Source organism: Pseudomonas sp. B10(2017) (assembly GCF_002113295.1).
In the GTDB taxonomy this organism is placed as follows: Bacteria; Pseudomonadota; Gammaproteobacteria; order Pseudomonadales; family Pseudomonadaceae; genus Aquipseudomonas; species Aquipseudomonas pudica.
Genome location: NZ_NEJU01000009.1, coordinates 174,091 through 194,130, shown reverse-complemented (window position 1 = coordinate 194,130; position 20,040 = coordinate 174,091). Strand labels below are relative to the sequence as shown.

Sequence of the window (20,040 nt, the reverse complement as noted above, 5' to 3'; positions counted from 1 at the left end):
ACGGCGCTTGATGATGGTGATGGGGAAAGCATAAATTCGCCGAACGATGAAATAACGCAGCGAGTTTACATACCAGCCCTGCATTTTCGCATCACCGAGGACGACTTCGATGAACTGGGACGACACCCGCGTGTTTCTTGCATTGTGCCGCGAGCAAACCCTGCGCGGCGCCGCACGCCGTCTGGGCGTGGACCAGGCCACGGTGGGTCGCCGGCTCGCATCGCTGGAGGGCGCGCTGCATGCCACGCTGTTCCTGCGGACCTCCAGCGGTTACTCCCTGACCAGCGCCGGCGAAGTGGCTATGCGGGCTGCCTTGGCGATGGAATCTGCCGCCGCCGGCCTGCAGCGGCAGATTCTTGGACTGGATGACCGCCTGAGCGGAGTAGTGAGAGTGACCAGTACCGACGCCTTCGCATCGGACTTCATCATCCCAGCCGTGGCTCGGTTGCGCCTGGAACACCCTGGGATCGAAGTGCAATTGCACGCGTCCACGCAGATGCTCAACCTCAGCCAGCGCGAGGCAGATATCGCCGTACGTACGCACAAGCCGGACAACCCTGAACTGGTGGTGCGGAGCCTGGCGCGCTGGCAAACCGCACTGTTCGCCTCGCATACGTACCTCAAGCACTTTGGCGAGCCGGTGCCCGGTGGTGCGTTTGCCGGGCACGAACTGGTGATCTACCAGCCTTATCTGGACAGCGGCAAGGAGGTGACACTGGCCGGCGAACCGATCGCCAAAGGGCGCATCGCCATGACTTGCACCTCGGGGCTGATGGTGCGCCAAGCACTGGCCAGTGGCATCGGGCTGGGTGAACTGCCGGTGCCGATGGGCGCACGTGCGGGCTTACAGCAAGTGTGGGCGCAAGGCAGGCCTTACGACATCTGGCTGGTGACCCATCAGGATGTCCGCCATACGGCGCGGGTGCGGGTGGTGATCGATGCGATCGCCAAGGCGTTCAGCCTCTAGCTGCCCGTTCCAGCACAACCTTACAAGACCGCTGGCCTATCCTTGCTCCACAGTCCCGGATCATCCCCCTTGGAGGCCCCATGATCCGCGCCAACCCCGGACCAGGCCGCGCCCTGCTCGCCACCCTCGCCCTATGCCCGGTACTCAGCCAGGCTGACGAACCCGGCTGGTCGCTGCTCAGCCGCAACTACTTCCTGCACAGCGACTTCCGCTCGCCCTCCGGCAGTGGCCAGAACTACCGCCAGGAATGGGCCCAGGGTTTCATTGGCGAAATCCGCTCCGGCTTCACCGAGGGCACGCTCGGCGTCGGCATCGATGCCCATGGTTTTCTCGGCCTCAAGCTGGACGGCGGCCGCGGCCATGCCGGCACCGGCCTGCTGCCGCGCGACAGCGATGGCCGCGCCGAGTCCGACTACTCAAGCGCCGGCGCCGCACTCAAGCTGCGCCTGGGCAATACCCAACTGCGCTACGGCGAAATGACCGTGGAAACCCCGGTGTTCGACACCAGCGACAAACGCCTGCACCCGGAGTACGCCACCGGCTGGTTCCTGGACAACACCGACCTGCCCGACTGGCGCCTGCAGGCCGGGCATTTCACCGCCTTCAACAACCAGGACAACAGCTCCAGCCACGATGACTTCAGCGGCTATGGCGCTACCACCGACAAACGTGCCATCAGCCTGGCCGGCGCCGCGTTCGCACCCGACGGGCCATTCGGCGGCGCACTGTACGCAGGCCAGCTGGATGACACCTGGCGCCAGGCCTACCTCAACCTGAACCTGGCCGAGGGCAACTGGCGCCTGGACGGCAACCTGTACAAGACCCGCGACACCGGCAATGCCAGTGCCGGGGCAATCGACACCCTCGCCTACAGCCTGCTGGCCAGGTACAGCTTCGGCGCCCAAGCGCTGAGCCTGGCCTACCAGAAGGTCGAGGGCGACACCCCGTTCGACTTCGTCGGCGGCGACTCCATCTACCTGGCCAACTCGATCAAGTATGCCGACTTCAACGGCCCCGGCGAGCGCTCGTGGCAACTGCGCTACGACCTCGACTTCGCCACCCTTGGCGCCCCCGGCCTGAGCCTGATGGGCCGCTACGTCAGCGGCCGTGGCATCGATGGCAGCCATGCCCCAGCCGGTGGCGTCTACGTGGGCCAGTACGGCGACGGCGGCAAGCACTGGGAACGCGACATCGACCTGAAATACGTGGTGCAGTCCGGCGCCGCCAAGGACCTGAGCCTGTCGTTTTCCCACGTCAGCCACCGCGCCAACCAGGCCCAGGCCGGCGATGACATCGACCGGATCTACCTGATCATCGAATACCCACTCAAAGGCAGCTTCTGACATGAGCACATCCCCTTCAGGCGCCTGGAGCCCATTGCGCAACACCACCTTCCGCATGCTGTGGATCGCCACCATCGCTTCCAACATCGGCACCTGGATGCACGAGGTGGGCGCCGGCTGGCTGATGACCACGCTGTCGGCCAGCCCTTTGCATGTGGCCCTGATCCAGGTAGCCGGCTCGCTACCGATGTTCTTCCTTGCCCTGCCGGCCGGCGCGGCGGCGGATATCGTCGACAAGCGCCGCTACCTGTTGCTGGTGCAACTGTGGATGTCTTCGGTGGCCGTGGTGCTGGCGGCCCTGACCCTGCTCGGGCTGATGAACGTCACCCTGCTGCTGGTGCTTACCCTGGCGTTGGGCATCGGCACGGCACTGATGATGCCGGCCTGGAGCGCGCTGACACCGGAGCTGGTGAGCAAGGACGACCTGGCCAACGCGGTGGCGCTTTCCAGTGTCGGTATCAACGTGTCACGCGCCGTCGGCCCGGCTTTGGCCGGCGTGGTGGTGAGCATGGTCGGCCCGTGGCTGACCTTCGCCCTGAATGCCATCTCGTTCGCCGGGGTGATCCTGGTGCTGTTTCTGTGGAAGCGCGAGGTGAAGGAGCCGCTGCTGCCGGCCGAGCGCTTCGTCGGCGCCATGCGCACCGGGCTGCGTTTCGCGCGCAGTGCCAAACCCTTGCAGGCGGTGATATTGCGCGCCTTGGCATTCTTTTTCTGCGCCAGCGCCGGTACCTCGCTGCTGCCGTTGATCGTGCGTGGCGAAATGCATGGCACCGCCGCCGATTTCGGCCTGCTGCTGGCGGCCATCGGCATTGGCGCAGTGGCCGGTGCCACCTTGCTGCCACGCTTGCGCGAACGCATCAGCCGCGACCGCCTGGTGCTGCTGGCCAGCCTGCTGTATGCACTGTTCCTGCTGGCCCTGGCGCTGGTGCGCAACTTCTATGTGCTGCTACCGGCGATGCTGCTCAGCGGCGCGGCGTGGATTGCCGTGCTGTCCAACCTGCAGGTGGCGGCACAGACCTCAGTGCCTGCCTGGGTACGGGCGCGGGCTTTGTCGGTGTATATCCTGATCTTCTTTGGTGCCATGGCCAGTGGCGGGTTGCTGTGGGGCACGCTGGCCAGCCATGCAACGATCACCTTGAGCCTGCTGCTGGCCGCAGGCGGCCTGGCGTTGGGCACGATGCTGACCTGCAAGGTGACGCTACCGGAAACCGCAGCCGAGGAGCTGACGCCGTCACTGCATTGGCCGGTGCCACTGCTGAGCGACGACATGGACAAGGAAAGCGGGCCGGTGATGGTCACCGTGGAATACCACATCGACCCGGCCAAGGCCGAGGCGTTCCAGCAGGCCGCACGGGAGCTGGAGTCGATGCGCAAGCGCAATGGCGCGTTGTCGTGGGGGTTGATGCGCGACAGTGCGGACCCGGCATTGTGGCTGGAGTTTTTCTTCGAGGAGTCGTGGCTGGAGCATTTGCGGCATCACCACCGGGTAACCCGGGGTGAGCTGAAGATCGAGGCGCGGGTGCGGATGCTGCAGACCGATGGGGTGGAAGTGAAGATTCGGCATCTGTTGGCTGGAGCTGAGCACAAGGCTCACCATTGATGTTATTCGCGGGCTCGCCCGCTCCCACAGGGATCGCACAGAGCCTGAGGGCTGTGATGTACCTGTGGGAGCGGGCGAGCCCGCGAAGGGCCCAGCACTGAAGGAACAAAAAAGGAGGCCAATAACTGGCCCCCCTTTTTCACATCAGCTCAGCTTAGAACGCGAAGCACGAGCAACCGAGCGCGCCCCAGAAGCCTTGGTAGTCATTCACCGGCACACTCGAATGGCGGGCCTTCTCATGGCTGTGCGCATGCACCCCGCATGGCCCGCTGCACTGGTGCACGGCGGCTGCCAGCGACGGCGTGCCCACCCGCCAGTGCCCCGGCACTTTGGTCACCGGCGACCACTCCGGCAGCACCGGCACCTGGGGCGGGCCGAGCTTGTCGAATTCCGCCGCGCCATACACCACCTTGCCGTCAACCACGGTCAGCACCGACTCGATGCCCTTGATCGCCTCTTCATCGACACTGAAGAAGTCCAGCGACAACGCCGCCAGGTCGGCCAGCTGGCCCACCTTGATCTGGCCCTTCTTGCCCTGCTCGCTGGAGAACCAGGCGCTGCCTTGGGTAAACAGCTGCAGCGCGGTGTCACGGCTGAGGCCTTCCGGGTACAGCTCCATGCCACCGACGGTCTTGCCGCTGACCAGCCAGTACAGCGAGGTCCACGGGTTGTAGCTGGACACGCGGGTGGCGTCTGTACCGGCGCCCACCGGCACGCCCATGTCGAGCATGCGCTTGATTGGCGGGGTCTGCTCGGCGGCCTTGGCACCGTAGCGGTCAACGAAATACTCACCCTGGAAGGCCATGCGGTCCTGGATGGCGATACCGCCGCCCAACGCACGCACGCGCTCGATGTTTTGCGGCGTGATGGTTTCGGCGTGGTCGAAGAACCACGGCAGGCCATTGAACGGGATGTCGCGGTTTACCTTCTCGAACACGTCGAGCATGCGCGTGATCGATTCGTTGTAGGTAGCATGCAGGCGGAACGGCCAGCGCTGCTCGACCAGGTGGCGCACCACCGGCTCCAGCTCCTGCTCCATGGTCTGCGGCAGGTCCGGGCGCGGTTCGAGGAAGTCCTCGAAGTCGGCGGCGGAGAACACCAGCATTTCGCCGGCGCCATTGTGGCGCAGGAAGTCGGTACCGCTGTGCAGCTTCACGCTGGAGGTCCACTTGCGGAAGTCGTCCAGCTCTTCCTTGGGCTTCTGGGTGAACAGGTTGTAGGCAATGCGCACGGTCAGCTGGTTGTTGTCGGCCAGCTCCTGGATCACCTGATAGTCGTCCGGGTAGTTCTGGTAGCCACCACCGGCATCGATGGCGCTGGTCAGGCCCAGGCGGTTGAGCTCGCGCATGAACTGGCGGGTGGAGTTGACCTGGTATTCCAGCGGCAGCTTCGGCCCCTTGGCCAGGGTGGCGTAGAGGATCATCGCGTTGGGGCGGGCGATGAGCATGCCGGTCGGGTTGCCGAACTTGTCACGCTGGATCTCGCCGCCCGGCGGGTTGGGCGTGTCCTTGGTGTAGCCGACTGCCTTGAGCGCGGCGCGGTTGAGCAGTGCGCGGTCATACAGGTGCAGCAGGAATACCGGGGTATCTGGCGCGGCCTGGTTGATCTCCTCCAGAGTGGGCATGCGCTTTTCGGCGAACTGGAACTCGTTCCAGCCGCCGACCACGCGCACCCACTGCGGGGTCGGCGTACGCGCAGCCTGGTCCTTGAGCATGCGCAGGGCATCGGCCACCGAAGGCACGCCTTCCCAACGCAGTTCCAGGTTGTAGTTCAGGCCACCACGGATCAGGTGCAGGTGCGAGTCGTTCAAACCAGGGATGACCGTACGCTGCTTGAGGTCGATGATTTGCGTGGTGGCGCCCTTGTGGGCCATGGCTTCGGCGTCGTTGCCCACGGCGATGAAACGGCCATCCTTGATGGCGACGGCGGTCGCGGTGGGCTTTTCACGATCAACGGTGTGCAGTTTGCCGTTGAACAGAATCAGGTCGGCGGTCATGGAACCTCCTTGGGTGGATGCGTGAGCGGAACCGGCGGAACCGGTAAAGGGCAATGCGGACCAGAGCGCGCCGGCGGCACCGAGCACGGTACTGGTGGCGAGGAACTGGCGACGGGTCTTGTCGTTGCGGTCCTGGGACATGGGGTTCTCCGTCTGGGTGCGGCAGCGGGCAGGCGCAACTGCGGAGCATGCCGGTTGGTGTAGGGGCAAGGCTTGGATGGATGTGCGGTGGGTGGTTGAAGGTTAGCCCTGTTCAGCATTTGTGCTGCCTGGGCTGGCCTCTTCGCGGGTGAACCAGCTCCCACAGGGACACCACAGGCCTGCAAGACTGTGGTATCCCCCTGTGGGAGCGGGTTTACCCGCGAATGCCTCCCACCATTACTCCTGGAGGAACGCCAGCAAGTCCTCATTCAGCTGCTGTGCATGAGTCACCGCAAACCCGTGCGGCGCCCCCGCGTACACCTTCAGCTCAGCCCCGCGAATCAGCTCCGCCGCCTGCTTGCCGGTGCTCTCGAACGGCACGATCTGGTCGTCGTCACCGTGGATCACCAGGGTTGGTACATCGATCTTGGCCATATCCGGACGGAAGTCGGTTTCGGAGAACGCGGTCACACAATCCAATGTGCCCTTGATCGATGCCATCAGCGCAATGTTCAAGGTCTGGGTTTGCACACCCTGGGACACCTGCTGCCCATGGTTGAGGCCATAGAACGGCGTGGCGAAATCGGCGATGAACTGCGCCCGGTCGGCACGCAGGCCGGCGCGGATACCGTCGAACACCGACAGGTCGACACCTTCAGGGTTGTCGCCACGCTTGCCGAACACCGGTGTCACCGCGCCCAGCAGCACCAGCCCGGCCACCCGCTCGTTGCCGTGGCGGGCGATGTAGCGGCTGACGTCACCGCCCCCCATCGAGAAGCCCACCAAGGTCACGTCGCGCAGGTCGAGGTGCTCGATCAGCTGGGCGATGTCATCGGCAAAGGTGTCGTAGTCGTAGCCGTTCCACGGCTGGCTCGAACGGCCGAAGCCACGGCGGTCGAAGGCAATGGCCCGGTAGCCGCGGCTGGCCAGGAATTCCATCTGCGAATCCCACATGTCGGCATCCAGTGGCCAGCCGTGGCTGAACAGCACAGGCTTGCCGCTGCCCCAGTCCTTGAAGTAGATCGAAGTGCCATCGCGGGTAACGAACGTGCTCATGTCGGTATCTCCTTGAAAATGTCGAGGTAAAGGCCTGGCTCAGCCGCGCAGCCAATTGGCGCAGCGGCGGGTTACCCAAGGCATGATGTAGAACACCACGGGCAGGATGACGAACAGGTTGACGATCAGGTTGCTGGTGATCACTCCACCCAACTGCGGGACGCGTGCGAACAACGGCGCCAGCAGTTGTGGAACGATCATGGTCATCGGGCAGATCACCAGGTAGGTCAGCAGCGCCTGCTTCCAGCGCGGCGGTTGGGCTGCCGTGGTGCCCGGCGTGCTATCAATAACCTGGTGTTGCAGGCATACGGTTACCACTTCGCGGTTGTCTTGGAGTGCGGTGTTCATCGGCGTTCCTTGGGATGAGCTTGCCCGCATCCACTGTGCAACGGCGGGCGGGCGCAGGATTGGACAGGTGTGCTGCCTTGGCGGGCACCGGTTTGCGGTGCCCGCGCATCTGGCTTACTTGCTGGCGTTGAAAGCGTTGTAGCTGGTGATCAGGTTGCGGTAGTCCGGGATGTGGTTGGAGCACAGCGCCGCCAGCCCTTCGATGTCATTGCGCCAGTCGCGGTGCAGCTCACAGGCCACGCCGAACCAGGTCATCAGTTGTGCGCCGGCCTGGCTCATGCGGTCGTGGGCGGCGTCGCGGGTCATGGCATTGAAGGTGCCGGAGGCATCGGTGACCACGAACACTTCGAACTCTTCCTCCAGGGCTGACAGCGCCGGGAAGGCTACGCACACTTCAGTCACCACGCCGGCGATGATCAGTTGCTTCTTGCCGGTGGCCTTCACCGCCTTGACGAAGTCTTCGTTGTCCCAGGCGTTGATCTGGCCTGGGCGGGCGATGTACGGGGCGTCCGGGAACAGGGCTTTCAGTTCCGGTACCAGCGGGCCGTTGGGGCCTTGCTCGAAGCTGGTGGTGAGGATGGTCGGCAGGTTGAAGAACTTGGCCAGGTCGGCCAGGGCCAATACGTTGTTCTTGAACGCGTCCGGTTCGATGTCGCGGACCAGGGACAGCAGGCCAGCCTGGTGGTCGACCAGCAGGACAGCGGCGTCGTCTTTGTTCAGGCGGTTGTATTTGAATTTGGTCATGGTCGTTGCTCCCAAGGGTTTTGATCTTTTCAGTAAGTGGGGTGTTTCGCGTTGATGGGAGAAGATTAAAACCATGACCTTTTTGGCGGTAGATAGCGATTTTTGGCTCTAGCGTTCTGTTTTATGAACGATGGTTTTGTGTGGGCTGTACCGGCCCTTTCGCGGCTAAAGCCGCTCCCACAGGGATTGCGCTGGATTTGAATCGTGCGCAGTACCTGTGGGAGCGGCTTTAGCCGCGAAGAGGCCGGCACAGGCCCCATTGCCTGCCCGGCCAACCTGCTCTATTACTACCCACAGCCCTCCCCTCACCCGAGACCACCATGCTGGCGTTCATCCAGTCATACCCGTTGTTGCTCGGCACCGCCCTGATCCTGCTCGACCTCGTGCTCTGGCAACTGATCCCTCTCCAGCACCGGGCCTGGCGCATCGGTGCGCGGCTGGTGCTGTTCCTGCTGTTCAGCTCGGTGCTGGTGGCTGCCGGCATGAGCCCGATGCAACCGCCACCCTGGCCGGATGATGTTTCGCGCAACCTGATCGCCACAGTACTGGCGATCGGCTGGTGGCTGTTCGGTGCGCGCACGGTGACGGTGGTGTTCGGCCTGTTGCTGGGTGCCCGTGGCAGCCACGGCGGGCGTTTGCTGCAGGATGTGCTGGGGGCGCTGATCTTCCTGGCTGCCGTGGTCGCTGCCGCAGGCTATGTGTTGCAGTTGCCGGTAAAGGGCCTGCTGGCTACGTCGGGGGTCATGGCCATCGTCATCGGCCTGGCGCTGCAAAGCACGCTGGCCGACGTGTTCAGTGGCATCATCCTGAACACCACGCGGCCGTATCAGATTGGCGACTCGATCTCCATCGACAACACCGAAGGCAAGGTGCTGGAAATCGACTGGCGTGCCACCCGCCTGCTCACCAGCACCGGCAGCCTGGCGGTAATCCCCAACTCGGTGGCGGCCAAGGCCCGGCTGCTCAACCACAGCCGCCCGGCCGATGTGCATGGGGTGTCGATCAGCGTGGTGGTGCCGGCCAAGGTGCGGCCCAAACGGGTGTTCGATGCGCTGGAAAAAGCCTTGCAAGGCGTCAGTGCCATTCTTGCAACCCCAAAACCAAAGGTGACGGTGAAAGCCTCGACGCTGGAATCAGTGGAGTACGAAGCCAGCGGCTTCGTGGCCGATGCAGGCGCCAAGGGCGACGCGCGCAACCAGCTGTTCGACCTGGCTCACCGGCACCTGGAGGCCAGCGGGGTGATGTGGAATGCTGACCTGGCCACGCCACCACGCAGCCGCCAGCGCGAGGTGCTGGACGAGGTGCGGGTGTTCCGCTCGCTGAGCGCGGAAGAGCGCGATGCGCTGAGCCAGCGCATGACGGCGGTGGAATACCTGGCCGACCAGGTGATCCTGGGCGTGGGCGAGCATTCCGATCATTTGCTGGTGATTGGCAGCGGAGTGGTTTCGGCGTCGATCCGCGATGGCGACAAGCTGGTGGAGGCCGGGCGCATGGGGCCCGGCGAGGTACTGGGGATCGAAGGGATCGTCGATGAAGAGGACTCGCTGGCCGAGTTCCGCACGCTGACCAGTTGCGTGCTGTACCGGATCGACAAGGAACAGGTGAAGAGCTGCCTGGTGCAACGCGGCGATGTGCAGACGGCGTTGAGCAAGTTGCAGCGATTTCGGCGGCAGAACCGGGAGTCGTTGTTGCTGCAGAAGCCGGCTTCGATCAAGAAAGGCGGCTTTCTCAGCTGGTTGCACAAGTAAGCCTGTGCCGGCCCTATCGCCGGCGAGCCGGCTCCCACAGATACTGCACAGGCCTTAAGGACGATGCGGTCAATGTGGGAGCTGGCTTGCCGGCGATCGGGCCGGTACTTACAACACAACCCTTAGGCATTGCCCCGCGTGGTACAGCGAGAACCCGGACTCATAGAACGCCGTCCGCAGCGAGGGCGCACTCACGCCCTTCATCGGCGAAAACGGAATCGGCAGGCTACCCGCCTCCCCCTTCAGCAGAAACTCGGCAAACGCCCGGCCAATCACGGTCCCGGTGGTATTGCCCCGCCCGTTGTACCCGGTCACCGCCACCAGCCCCGGCGCCGGCTCGAAAAGGCGCATGAGATGATCGGGGGTGAAGTCGATGCAACCGGTCCAGTGCATTTCCCACTCGACCTTGCCCAGCTCCGGGTAATAGTGGCTCTGGATGCGGTCGGCCCAGCTGCGCACGAACCACGCCGGCTTGTTGTCGACTCGGCCCAGGCTGCCTAGCAGCAGGCGACCCTGGTCGTCGCGGCGGATGCTGCTGAGCACGGTGCGGGTGTCCCACGAGCCTTGGCCATGTGGCAGCACCTTGTCGGCTGCAGCGCCCTGCAACGGCTTGGACGCCACCTGGTAGTAATAACCACGGAAGAACTGCTTCTGCAGGTTGCTCCAGTCGCCTTCGGTATAGGCGCCGGTGGAAATCACCACCTTGTCGGCGCGCACCGAACCGCGAGCGGTCTTCACCCGCCAGGCATCGCCGTCACGCTCCAGGCCTTCGACCGAAGACTGCTGGAACAGCTTGCCACCCAGGCGTGCTACCGCTGCGGCCAGGCCCTGGGTGTAACCCATGGGGTTGATGGTGCCTGCGCGGCGGTCGAGCAGCGCGGCGGAAATCTTGTCGGTGCCGCAGTATTCCTGGCACTTGCCGCCGGTCAGCAGTTCCACATCGGCACCACGGCGGCGCCATTGTTCGTGGCGGGCCTCGAGGTCGGCGATACCGGTGGCGTTGTGCGCCATGTGCAGCGTGCCTTTGTGCTGGGCCTGGCAGTCGATGCCAAGGCGTTCGATCATGGCGAACACTTCGGCCGGGGCTTCGCCGAGCACCTTGTTCAGGCGGCTGCCCTGCTGCAGGCCGAGGGTGGCCTCGACATCGTCGGGGCGGATCCAGGTGCCGGCGTTGACCAGGCCGACGTTGCGCCCGGAGCCACCGTGACCGATCTTCCAGGCCTCCAGCAGGATTACCGACTTGCCCTGTTCGAGCAGATGGATGGCCGCCGACAGGCCGGTAATGCCGCCACCGATCACGCAGACATCGGCCTTGTGCTCACCGGCCAGAGCCTGGGCGGCGACGGTCGGTTTGCTGACGAATTCCCACAAGCATTCTTGACGCAGTTCGGACATGGCCCGGCTCCAGCAATTTGTTCTTGTTGGGGCTGCTTTGCAGCCCATCGCCGGCAAGCCAGCTCCCACAGATTACGATCCCTGTGGGAGCTGGCTTGCCGGCGAAACGGGGGCAAAGCCCCCGCCTGCGGACATCAGTCGAACACGATACCCTGCGCAAGCGGCAGCTCGCGCGAGTAGTTCACGGTGTTGGTCTGGCGACGCATGTAGCCTTTCCAGGCATCCGAACCGGACTCACGGCCACCGCCAGTTTCCTTCTCGCCACCGAACGCACCGCCGATCTCGGCGCCGCTGGTGCCGATGTTGACGTTGGCGATGCCGCAGTCGCTGCCCGAGGCGCTCTGGAAGCGTTCGGCTTCACGGATGTCGGTGGTGAAGATGCACGACGACAGACCTTGTGGCACTTCGTTGTTCAGGCGCAGGGCCTCTTCGAAGTCGTCGTAGGCCAGCACGTACAGGATCGGGGCGAAGGTTTCGTGGCGCACCACGTCGCTCTGCGCCGGCATTTCGGCGATGGCAGGCGATACGTAGTAGGCGTTCGGGTACTGGTCGGCCAGCTGACGCTCGCCACCAAATACCTGGCCACCTTCGTCGCGGGCCTTGGCCAGCGCGCCCTGCATGGCATCGAACGACTGCTTGTCGATCAGCGGGCCCACCAGGTTGTCCTTGCGTGGGTCACCGATGCGCACCTTGCCGTAGGCGGCTTTGACGCGGGCAACCACTTCGTCCTTGATCGAACGGTGCACGATCAGGCGGCGCAGGGTGGTGCAACGCTGGCCGGCGGTGCCGACTGCGGAGAACAGGATGCCACGCACGGCCAGGTCGAGGTCGGCGCTCGGGGCCAGGATCATGGCGTTGTTACCACCCAGCTCGAGGATGCTGCGGCCGAAGCGGGCAGCCACACGTGGGCCGACTTCGCGACCCATGCGGGTGCTGCCCGTGGCGCTGACCAGCGGTACGCGCGGGTCGTCGACCATGGCTTCGCCGGCTTCACGGCCGCCGATCACCAGTTGTGCCAGGCCAGCCGGGGCATCACCGAAGGCTTTCAGGGCTTTTTCGAACAGCGCTTGGCAGGCCAGGGCGGTCAGCGGGGTCTTCTCGGACGGTTTCCATACCACCGAGTTACCGGCGACCAGGGCCAGGGCGGTGTTCCAGGCCCAGACTGCGACCGGGAAGTTGAAGGCGCTGATTACGCCGACCACGCCCAGCGGGTGCCAAGTTTCACGCATGTGGTGGCCAGGGCGTTCGGAAGCGATGGTCAGGCCGTACAGCTGGCGCGACAGGCCAACGGCGAAGTCACAGATGTCGATCATTTCCTGCACTTCGCCCAGGCCTTCCTGGGTGATCTTGCCGGCTTCGATCGAAACCAGCTCGCCGAGGTCGGCCTTGTGCTCACGCAGCACTTCGCCGAACAGGCGCACCAGCTCGCCGCGGCGCGGGGCCGGCACGCTGCGCCAGGCTTCGAAGGCGCTCTGGGCCTGATCGATGCGGGCGATGGTCTCGGCCTTGCCGAGCAGTTTCACCGAGGCGATCTGGCTGCCGTCGATCGGCGTGTGAACAGGGTAGTCGCCCTGGGTGTAAGCCTCGGCAGCAACGCCAAGGCGCTCGAGCAGTCCAGCAACCATTTGTGCATCTCCTACATCGGGTGATGGGGTGGAAAAATGATGTGGATCAGTATTAATCCGATCACACCGGTGCAACAAACGACCTTTATTCCGCATATCATTCCGTCAGGTAATGATTTGAGCCGCAGAGACCGCTATGTCCAAACGCCTGGTGCCCTCCATGACCGCCCTGCAGTGCTTCGAAGCTGCAGCCCGCCATTTGAGCTTTACCCGTGCCGCCGAAGAGCTGCACCTGACCCAGAGCGCGGTCAGCAAGCAGGTGGCGCAGCTTGAAGACATGCTGCGCCACCACCTGTTCCTGCGTATCCGCCGCCGCCTGCAGCTGACGCCCGCGGGCAGCTTGTACCTGGCCGAGGTCAACAAGATCCTCACCCAAGTGGATATGTCCAGCCGCTACGTGCTCACCTACGGCGAACAGACCGAGATATTGAAGGTAGCCACTCAGCCGAGTTTTGGTGTGCGCTGGTTGATCCCGCACCTCAAGGGCTTTGGCAAGCGCCACAGCAACATCCACCTGGACATCCGCAACGAGATGGAGCCATTCGCGCTGCTGCAGGGCTCGGCGGACGTGGTGTTCTTCTATGGCCAGGGCACCTGGCCGGGGGCCACCTGCGTGGAGCTGTTCGGTGAGGAGGTGGTGCCGGTGTGCGCGCCAGAGTTGCTGGCCGGGCGTGAACTGAATGATGCCGGGGAGCTGGCGGACCTGGTGCTGCTGCAAAGCACCTCGCGGCCCGAGGCCTGGCACGAGTGGTTCCTGGAGTTGGGATTGCAGAGCGTCAGCGCCTATCACGGGCCGCGCTTCGATACCTTCTACATGGCCTTGAGCGCGGCGCAGGCCGGGTGCGGGGTGGCGTTGGTGCCGCGCTACCTGGCGGCGAAAGAGCTGGCCGAGGGCAGTTTGGTGGTGCCGTGGAACCATGCGATGCGCAGTGCCGGGGCGCATTACCTGGCGTATGCCGAGCATGCGGCGGAAGTGCCCAAGGTCAGGGCGTTGGTGGAATGGATTCGTGAGCAGCTTCAGGCTTGAGGGCCTCTTCGCGGGTGAACCCGCTCCCACAGGTATCGCGCAAGGCCTGGGCCCTGTGAGGTACCCGCGAAAGGGCCCTTGAGGTCGATCAAAAAAGGAATGACACACTCACTTTTTTTCGCTTGTGAGCAAAGTGCATTCCCAGCTTTCATGTAAGCGTCCGAACCCAACCAGGAAGCTAGCGATGCCCGCCCACGATTTCGTCAGCCCCGACAGCATCCGCGCGCAGTTCTCTGCCGCCATGTCGCTCATGTACAAACAGGAAGTGCCCCTTTACGGCACGCTGCTGGAGCTGGTGAGCGAAATCAACCAGCAGGTCATGGCCCAGCAACCCGAGGTTGCCGAGGCCCTGCGCTGGACCGGCGAAATCGAGCGCCTGGATCAGGAGCGCCACGGTGCCATCCGTGTCGGCACCGCCGCAGAGCTGGCCACCATCGCCCGGTTGTTCGCGGTCATGGGCATGCAGCCGGTCGGCTACTACGACCTCAGTTCCGCCGGTGTGCCGGTGCATTCCACCGCCTTCCGCGCGGTGCACGAGCAGTCGCTGCACGTCAGCCCGTTCCGCGTGTTCACCTCGCTGCTGCGCCTGGAACTGATCGACAACCCGCAACTGCGCGAGCTGGCAGAAAGCATCCTGGCCAAGCGCCAGATCTTCACCACCCGCGCCCTCGAGCTGATCGCCCAATGCGAGCGCGATGGTGGCCTGAACGCCGCCGATGCCGATGCGTTCGTGCATGAAGCGCTGCACACGTTCCGCTGGCACCATGACGCTACCGTCACTGCCGAGCAGTACCAGCAGTTGCACGACCAGCACCGCCTGATCGCCGATGTGGTGGCCTTCAAGGGCCCGCACATCAACCACCTGACCCCGCGCACCCTGGACATCGATGCAATCCAGCTCGGCATGCCGGCCAAGGGCATCCCGCCAAAGGCCGTGGTCGAAGGCCCGCCCACCCGTCGTCACCCGATCCTGTTGCGCCAGACCAGCTTCAAGGCCCTGCAGGAAAAGGTAGCGTTCAGCGACCAGCAGGGCAGCGAAGGCAGCCATACCGCACGCTTCGGCGAAATCGAGCAACGCGGCGCGGCGCTGACGCCGAAAGGTCGCCAGCTGTACGACAAGCTGCTCGACGCCACCCGCGCCGCCCTGGGTGGCGCCCCGGCCGAGGCCAATGCCGAACGCTACATGGCGTTGCTGAAGGACACCTTTGCCGAATTCCCGGATGACCTGGCACAGATGCGTGAACAGGGGCTGGCCTACTTCCGCTACTTCGCCACCGAGAAAGGCTTGGCTGCGCGCGACCAGGATGGCCGCCCAACCACATTGGAAGGGCTGATCGAGGCTGGCCATGTGCACTTCGAGGCGTTGGTGTACGAGGACTTCCTGCCGGTGAGCGCGGCGGGGATCTTCCAGTCCAACCTGGGTGACGATGCGCAGGCCGAGTACGGCAGCAACGCCAACCGCGATGCATTTGAAGCAGCGCTTGGGCTGCAGGTGCAGGATGAGCTGGCGTTGTATGCGCAGAGCGAGCGTCGGTCGCTGCAGGCGTGTGCACAGGCTTTGAACCTGGGCTCGATGTAAGGCTGTAATCGCAGGGGCCGCTTCGCGGCCCTATCGCCGGCAAGCCAGCTCCCACAGTATCGCAGCGAGCCTGAGGCAAATGCAGTCCCTGTGGGAGCTGGCTTGCCGGCGATGAGGCCAGGGCAGGCAACACAGACAGTTGCTCCCAAACCTGTGGGAGCGGGCAAGCCCGCGAAGAAGGCCGGTACAGGCAATCAGAGGGGCGGCAGGATCTGCACATCCGGCAAATCCATCGCCGCCACCTCCTCTTCCAGAAACGCGCTCAAACGCCGCAACCGCTCGCCCCCTGGCCGAGTGCGCGGCCACACCAAGTAATAATCCATCCCGCTGGGCACCGCCGTCGGCCAAGGCAGGCTCAAGCGCCCCTGCGCCACATCCTCGGCCACCATCAGCAAATCACCCATGGAAATACCATAGCCACGCGCCGCGGCAATCATGCCCAGCTCCAGGGTGTCGAACACCTGCCCGCCCTTGAGCGAAACCTTGTCACTCAGCCCCATGCGCTCCAACCATTCTCGCCAGTCGCGTTTGTCCACCGTGGGATGCAGCAGCTCTATGCAGGCCAGCCGGCGCTCGTCCCAGGGCTCCTCGTCGAGCAGGTCTGGCGCACCCACGGGGATCAGCAGCTCCGGGAACAACTTGCGCACTTCCCATTCCGGCGGGAACACCCCGTCGCTGAGCAACACCGCGCAATCGAACGGCTCCTGGTTGAAGTCCACATGGTCGACATCCATCCAGGCGCTGGTCAGCTGCACCTCGTTGCCAGGCTGCAAATGGCGAAAGCGGCTAAGGCGCGCCAGCAACCAGCGCATGGTCAGGGTCGAGGGGGCCTTCATGCGCAGGATGTCATCCTCACCGCGCAAGGTATCGCAAGCCCGCTCCAGCGCGGCAAAGCCTTCACGCACACCGGGCAGCAACACCCGCGCGGCTTCGGTCAGTTGCAGGCTGCGGCCGCTGCGGACGAACAGGCGGCAGGCAAAATGCTCCTCCAGCGTGCGGATATGCCGGCTGACCGCGCTCTGGGTAATAGACAGCTCTTCGCCGGCACGGGTGAAGGAGCTCAGCCGCGCGGCGGCTTCGAATGCGCGCAGGGCATACAGCGGGGGGAGCTGACGGGACATGAGGCACCTGCCATACGGGGCTGTGAAATGAATCACCGGAAAGCATATATACATGAGTCAGACTCATGCCAATGATCGCTTTTATCCTTTTGTGCAAAGTTGACCAAAGCCTCAGAATCGCCCTTCGTTGATCACCCCAGGAAAAGGACTGCCCCATGCATGTCGCGCCCACCACAGAACTCAAGGCTTTGCTGCGCCTGGCCGGGCCGCTGATCGCCTCGCAGTTGGCGCACATGCTGATGGTGCTGACCGATACCCTGATGATGGCCCGCATCAGCCCGCAAGCCTTGGCTGGCGGCGGCCTGGGCGCGGCGAGTTACTCGTTCGTGTCGATCTTCTGCCTTGGCGTGATCGCTGCGGTCGGCACCCTGGTAGCCATTCGCAAGGGCGCCAACGACATCGAGGGCGCCACCCGCCTGGCGCAGGGTGGCCTGTGGCTGGCCTGGGGCCTGGCGCTGTTCGCTGCGCTCGTGCTGTGGAATCTGGAGCCGGTACTGCTGCTGTTCGGGCAAAAGCCCGAGAACGTTGCCTCGGCCGCCGAATTCCTCACCCTGCTGCCACTGGCCCTGCCCGGCTACCTGACTTTCATGGCCTTGCGCGGCTTTACCAGCGCGCTGGGCCGCTCGACCCCGGTGATGGTCATCAGCCTGGTCGGCACGGTGCTCAACTACCTGTTCAACGTGGCACTGATCGAAGGCATGTTCGGCCTGCCCAAGCTGGGCCTGATGGGCATCGGCCTGGTCACCGCAGTGGTGTCGATGGGCATGGCCATCGCCTTGGCGCTCTATATCCGCTGGCACCCGGCCTATGCCGCCTACCCACTGCGCAAGGGCCTGTCGCGCCCGTCGTTGCCGGCCCTGCGCGAGCTGTGGCGGCTGGGCCTGCCGATTGGCGGCACCTACATGGTGGAAGTCGGCCTGTTCGCCTTTGCCGCGCTGTGCATGGGCGTGCTGGGCAGCACCGAGCTGGCGGCGCACCAGATCGCCCTGCAGATCGTCTCCACGGCGTTCATGGTGCCGACCGGGTTGTCGTATGCGGTGACCATGCGCGTGGGGCTGTACTACGGCGCTGGCAACCTGCTGGCGGCACGCAGCGCCGGGCGGGTGGGCATCGGCTTCGGGGCGATGATCATGTTTGCCTTCGCCGCGCTGTTCTGGCTGCTGCCCGATGCTCTGGTGGGGCTGTTCATCGACCGTGACGACCCGGCATTTGCGGCGATCTTCCAGCTGGCGGTGCAGTTGCTGATGGTGGCTGCGTGGTTCGAGCTGTTCGATGGCATGCAGACGATCGCGATGGGCTCGATCCGTGGGCTGAAGGATGCCAAGACCACCTTCCTGATCGGCCTGGTCTGCTACTGGCTGGTGGGGGCGCCGAGCGCCTGGCTGTTCACCTTTACCCTGGGCGGTGGCGCGGTCGGGGTGTGGTGGGGGCTGGCGTTGGGGCTGGCGTGCGCAGCGGTGGCACTGACCTTTGGCTTTGAGTGGCGCATGAAGCGGCTCTTGGGCAAGGCCGGGATTGGTGGCGCGGCGGCGGCTTCGGCCTGACTTGCGGGCCTCTTCGCGGGTAAACCCGCTCCCACAGGGAATGCGCAGAGTCTGAAACCTGTGCAAAGCCTTTGGGAGCGGGTTAACCCGCGAAGAGGCCCTAAAGGGCCGCGCCCAACTGGCCGCCGGTCGCCTGCAGCAAAAACTCCATCAGTTCCCCCACCGGCAGCGGCTTGCTGACCAGGAAGCCTTGAACCTGGTCACAGCCAAACCCGCGCAGCAACGCCATCTGCTCTTCGCTCTCCACCCCTTCGGCCACCACCTCCAGGTTGAGGTTGTGCGCCAGGTTGATCATGGCGTGCACCAGCTTGCGGTTCTCCTCGCGCATTTCCATTTCCGCGACAAAGCTGCGGTCCACCTTGAGCAAGGTGATCGGCAGGCTGTTGAGGTGCACGAACGAAGAAAACCCGGTACCGAAATCATCGAGCGAAAAGCGCACGCCCAGGCGCCCCAGGGCGTCCATGGTCTGGCGCACCAGTTCGTTGCGGCGCATCACCGCCGTTTCGGTCAGTTCGAACTCCAGCCAGCGAGCATCCACGCCATGTTCGAGAATCAGGCGGCTCAAGGTCGCCAACAGCTGGCTGTCCTGGAACTGGCGGAAGCTCAGGTTGACCGCCATGTGCAGCGGCTCCAGGCCGCGCTCGCACAGCGCCTGCATGTCGCGCAGGGCACGGGAAATCACCCAGTAGCCCAGCGGGACGATCAGGCCGCTCTGCTCGGCCAGCGGCACGAACTCGCTTGGCGGCAACAGGCCGCGCTCGGCATGCCGCCAGCGCACCAGCGCCTCGAGGCCGACGATGCGCCCGTCGGCCAGGTTCAACCGCGGCTGGTAATGCAGCTCCAGCTCGTCCCGGCGCAGGGCGCGGCGCAGTTCGCTTTCCAGGTCGGCAAGGCTGCGGGCGTTACGGTTGATGCGTTCGTTGAACACATGGAACGTGCAACCCTGGCTGCCCTTGGCCTGGCGCATGGCGATGTGCGCGTGCCACATCAGCGGGTCTGCACCACCCTGAGCGCGGGCATGGGCCAAGCCCAGGCTGCAGCCCAGCAGCAGGCTTTCGCCGTCGATCCAGTAGGGTTCGGCCAACGCCTCGACAATCCGCTCGGCAATCGATTCGGCACGATTGGGGTCGCGTCGGGTGTCGATCAGCAGGGCGAACTCGTCGCTGCCCAGGCGCGCCAGCTGGTCGCCCGCCTCCAGTTGCTGTTTCAGGCGCGCCACCACCTGCAGGATCAGGCGGTCGCCACTCTGGTGGCCGAGGGCGTCGTTGACGTGGCGGAAGTTGTCCAGGTCCAGGTGGCCGAGGGCAAGGCCACGGCCGTCATTCTCGGCCAGGCGCGCGGTCAGCAAGGCCTGGAAGCCCTGGCGGTTGGCGATGCCGGTCAGCGGGTCCTGCTCGGCCAGGCGCTGCAAGGTCGCCACCAGCACGCCGCGCTCGCGCACATGGCGCAGCGAGCGGCGCAATGTGTCGGCATTGAGCTGGTCACGCACCAGCCAGTCGCTGACAGCGGTGGGCGCTAGCTGGGGCTCGTGGTCGAGCAGCAGGATGGTCGGCAACTCGCAGCGCCCGGGCGCGGGCTGCAGGGCCGGGGTTGCCAGCACGACAGCCTGGCGGTCCTGGTTGAACAGGCTGTCGACCGACTCCCAGTTCGGCGCCGTCAGCAGTACGGCGCTGCCACCCAGGGCAGGCGTGCACTCGCGCAGCAGCGCCCCCCATTCCGGCTCATCGGCCAACAGCAGCAAACGCAATGGTTCGACAGGCGTGGACAAGCGGGCTCCTTAGGGCTTCACGGTGCAACGGAAACTGG

General features: G+C 64.6%; 15 protein-coding genes. 7 read left to right on the top strand and 8 right to left on the bottom strand.

Annotation, left to right across the window (positions count from 1 at the left end; translation table 11 throughout):
• The first annotated feature begins 109 nt into the window (after positions 1-109).
• From CAF92_RS13760 to CAF92_RS13750, 3 genes are all read left to right on the top strand, one after another.
• The gene (locus tag CAF92_RS13760; protein ID WP_085601138.1) at positions 110-967 is read left to right on the top strand and encodes a LysR family transcriptional regulator; all 858 of its coding nucleotides are present in this window, start codon (positions 110-112) and stop codon (positions 965-967) included.
• A gap of 80 nt (positions 968-1,047) precedes the next feature.
• Positions 1,048-2,310, top strand: coding sequence for an OprD family porin (locus CAF92_RS13755; protein WP_046613667.1), 1,263 nt, complete (start codon positions 1,048-1,050; stop codon positions 2,308-2,310).
• A 1-nt stretch (position 2,311) separates the two neighbouring features.
• Entirely contained in the window at positions 2,312-3,910 is a 1,599-nt protein-coding gene (locus tag CAF92_RS13750; protein WP_085601137.1) for an MFS transporter, read from the top strand.
• A gap of 154 nt (positions 3,911-4,064) precedes the next feature.
• Here the strand turns inward: CAF92_RS13750 and CAF92_RS13745 are convergent, their stop codons facing one another.
• The 4 genes from CAF92_RS13745 to ycaC all read right to left on the bottom strand — a co-directional run bounded on the left by CAF92_RS13745 (position 4,065) and on the right by ycaC (position 8,195).
• Positions 4,065-5,906, bottom strand: a complete 1,842-nt coding sequence (locus tag CAF92_RS13745) for an amidohydrolase (RefSeq protein WP_161797614.1) — start codon at positions 5,904-5,906, stop codon at positions 4,065-4,067.
• 378 nt (positions 5,907-6,284) lie between these two features.
• Positions 6,285-7,103 (bottom strand): alpha/beta fold hydrolase, encoded by an 819-nt coding sequence (locus CAF92_RS13740; protein ID WP_085601136.1) that lies wholly within the window; start codon positions 7,101-7,103, stop codon positions 6,285-6,287.
• Positions 7,104-7,142: 39 nt separating this feature from the next.
• Positions 7,143-7,451 carry a hypothetical protein gene (locus CAF92_RS13735; protein WP_046613671.1) on the bottom strand — a complete coding sequence of 103 codons (309 nt, stop codon included), beginning with the start codon at positions 7,449-7,451 and terminating at the stop codon, positions 7,143-7,145.
• Between the two features lie 114 nt (positions 7,452-7,565).
• Positions 7,566-8,195 (bottom strand): isochorismate family cysteine hydrolase YcaC, encoded by a 630-nt coding sequence (ycaC, locus tag CAF92_RS13730; protein WP_046613672.1) that lies wholly within the window; start codon positions 8,193-8,195, stop codon positions 7,566-7,568.
• Between the two features lie 320 nt (positions 8,196-8,515).
• Between ycaC and CAF92_RS13725 the strand changes: the two genes are divergently transcribed.
• A complete protein-coding gene (locus CAF92_RS13725) occupies positions 8,516-9,943 on the top strand; it encodes a mechanosensitive ion channel family protein (RefSeq protein WP_085601135.1) in 1,428 nt (475 codons plus the stop codon).
• 108 nt (positions 9,944-10,051) lie between these two features.
• Here CAF92_RS13725 and CAF92_RS13720 read toward each other — a convergent pair whose 3' ends face one another.
• The gene (locus CAF92_RS13720) at positions 10,052-11,338 is read right to left on the bottom strand and encodes an FAD-binding oxidoreductase (protein WP_085601134.1); all 1,287 of its coding nucleotides are present in this window, start codon (positions 11,336-11,338) and stop codon (positions 10,052-10,054) included.
• Positions 11,339-11,472: 134 nt separating this feature from the next.
• Positions 11,473-12,963 carry an aldehyde dehydrogenase family protein gene (locus CAF92_RS13715; RefSeq protein ID WP_003253547.1) on the bottom strand — a complete coding sequence of 497 codons (1,491 nt, stop codon included), beginning with the start codon at positions 12,961-12,963 and terminating at the stop codon, positions 11,473-11,475.
• A 136-nt stretch (positions 12,964-13,099) separates the two neighbouring features.
• Between CAF92_RS13715 and CAF92_RS13710 the strand changes: the two genes are divergently transcribed.
• Both CAF92_RS13710 and CAF92_RS13705 read left to right on the top strand, forming a co-directional pair.
• Positions 13,100-13,990: a LysR family transcriptional regulator gene (locus CAF92_RS13710; protein WP_046613675.1), complete on the top strand. Its 891-nt coding sequence runs from the start codon at positions 13,100-13,102 to the stop codon at positions 13,988-13,990.
• Between the two features lie 184 nt (positions 13,991-14,174).
• On the top strand, positions 14,175-15,569 hold the full coding sequence (locus CAF92_RS13705) for a VOC family protein (protein WP_046613676.1): 1,395 nt from the start codon (positions 14,175-14,177) through the stop codon (positions 15,567-15,569).
• A 194-nt stretch (positions 15,570-15,763) separates the two neighbouring features.
• Here the strand turns inward: CAF92_RS13705 and CAF92_RS13700 are convergent, their stop codons facing one another.
• Complete coding sequence (locus CAF92_RS13700; protein ID WP_046613677.1) at positions 15,764-16,690, bottom strand: LysR substrate-binding domain-containing protein; 927 nt, start codon at positions 16,688-16,690, stop codon at positions 15,764-15,766.
• A 155-nt stretch (positions 16,691-16,845) separates the two neighbouring features.
• On the opposite strand from CAF92_RS13700, the gene CAF92_RS13695 reads away from it, so the two are divergent.
• Positions 16,846-18,234, top strand: coding sequence for a NorM family multidrug efflux MATE transporter (locus tag CAF92_RS13695; protein WP_085601133.1), 1,389 nt, complete (start codon positions 16,846-16,848; stop codon positions 18,232-18,234).
• A 100-nt stretch (positions 18,235-18,334) separates the two neighbouring features.
• Here the strand turns inward: CAF92_RS13695 and CAF92_RS13690 are convergent, their stop codons facing one another.
• Positions 18,335-20,002, bottom strand: coding sequence for a bifunctional diguanylate cyclase/phosphodiesterase (locus tag CAF92_RS13690; RefSeq protein WP_046613679.1), 1,668 nt, complete (start codon positions 20,000-20,002; stop codon positions 18,335-18,337).
• Positions 20,003-20,040 lie beyond the last annotated feature (38 nt).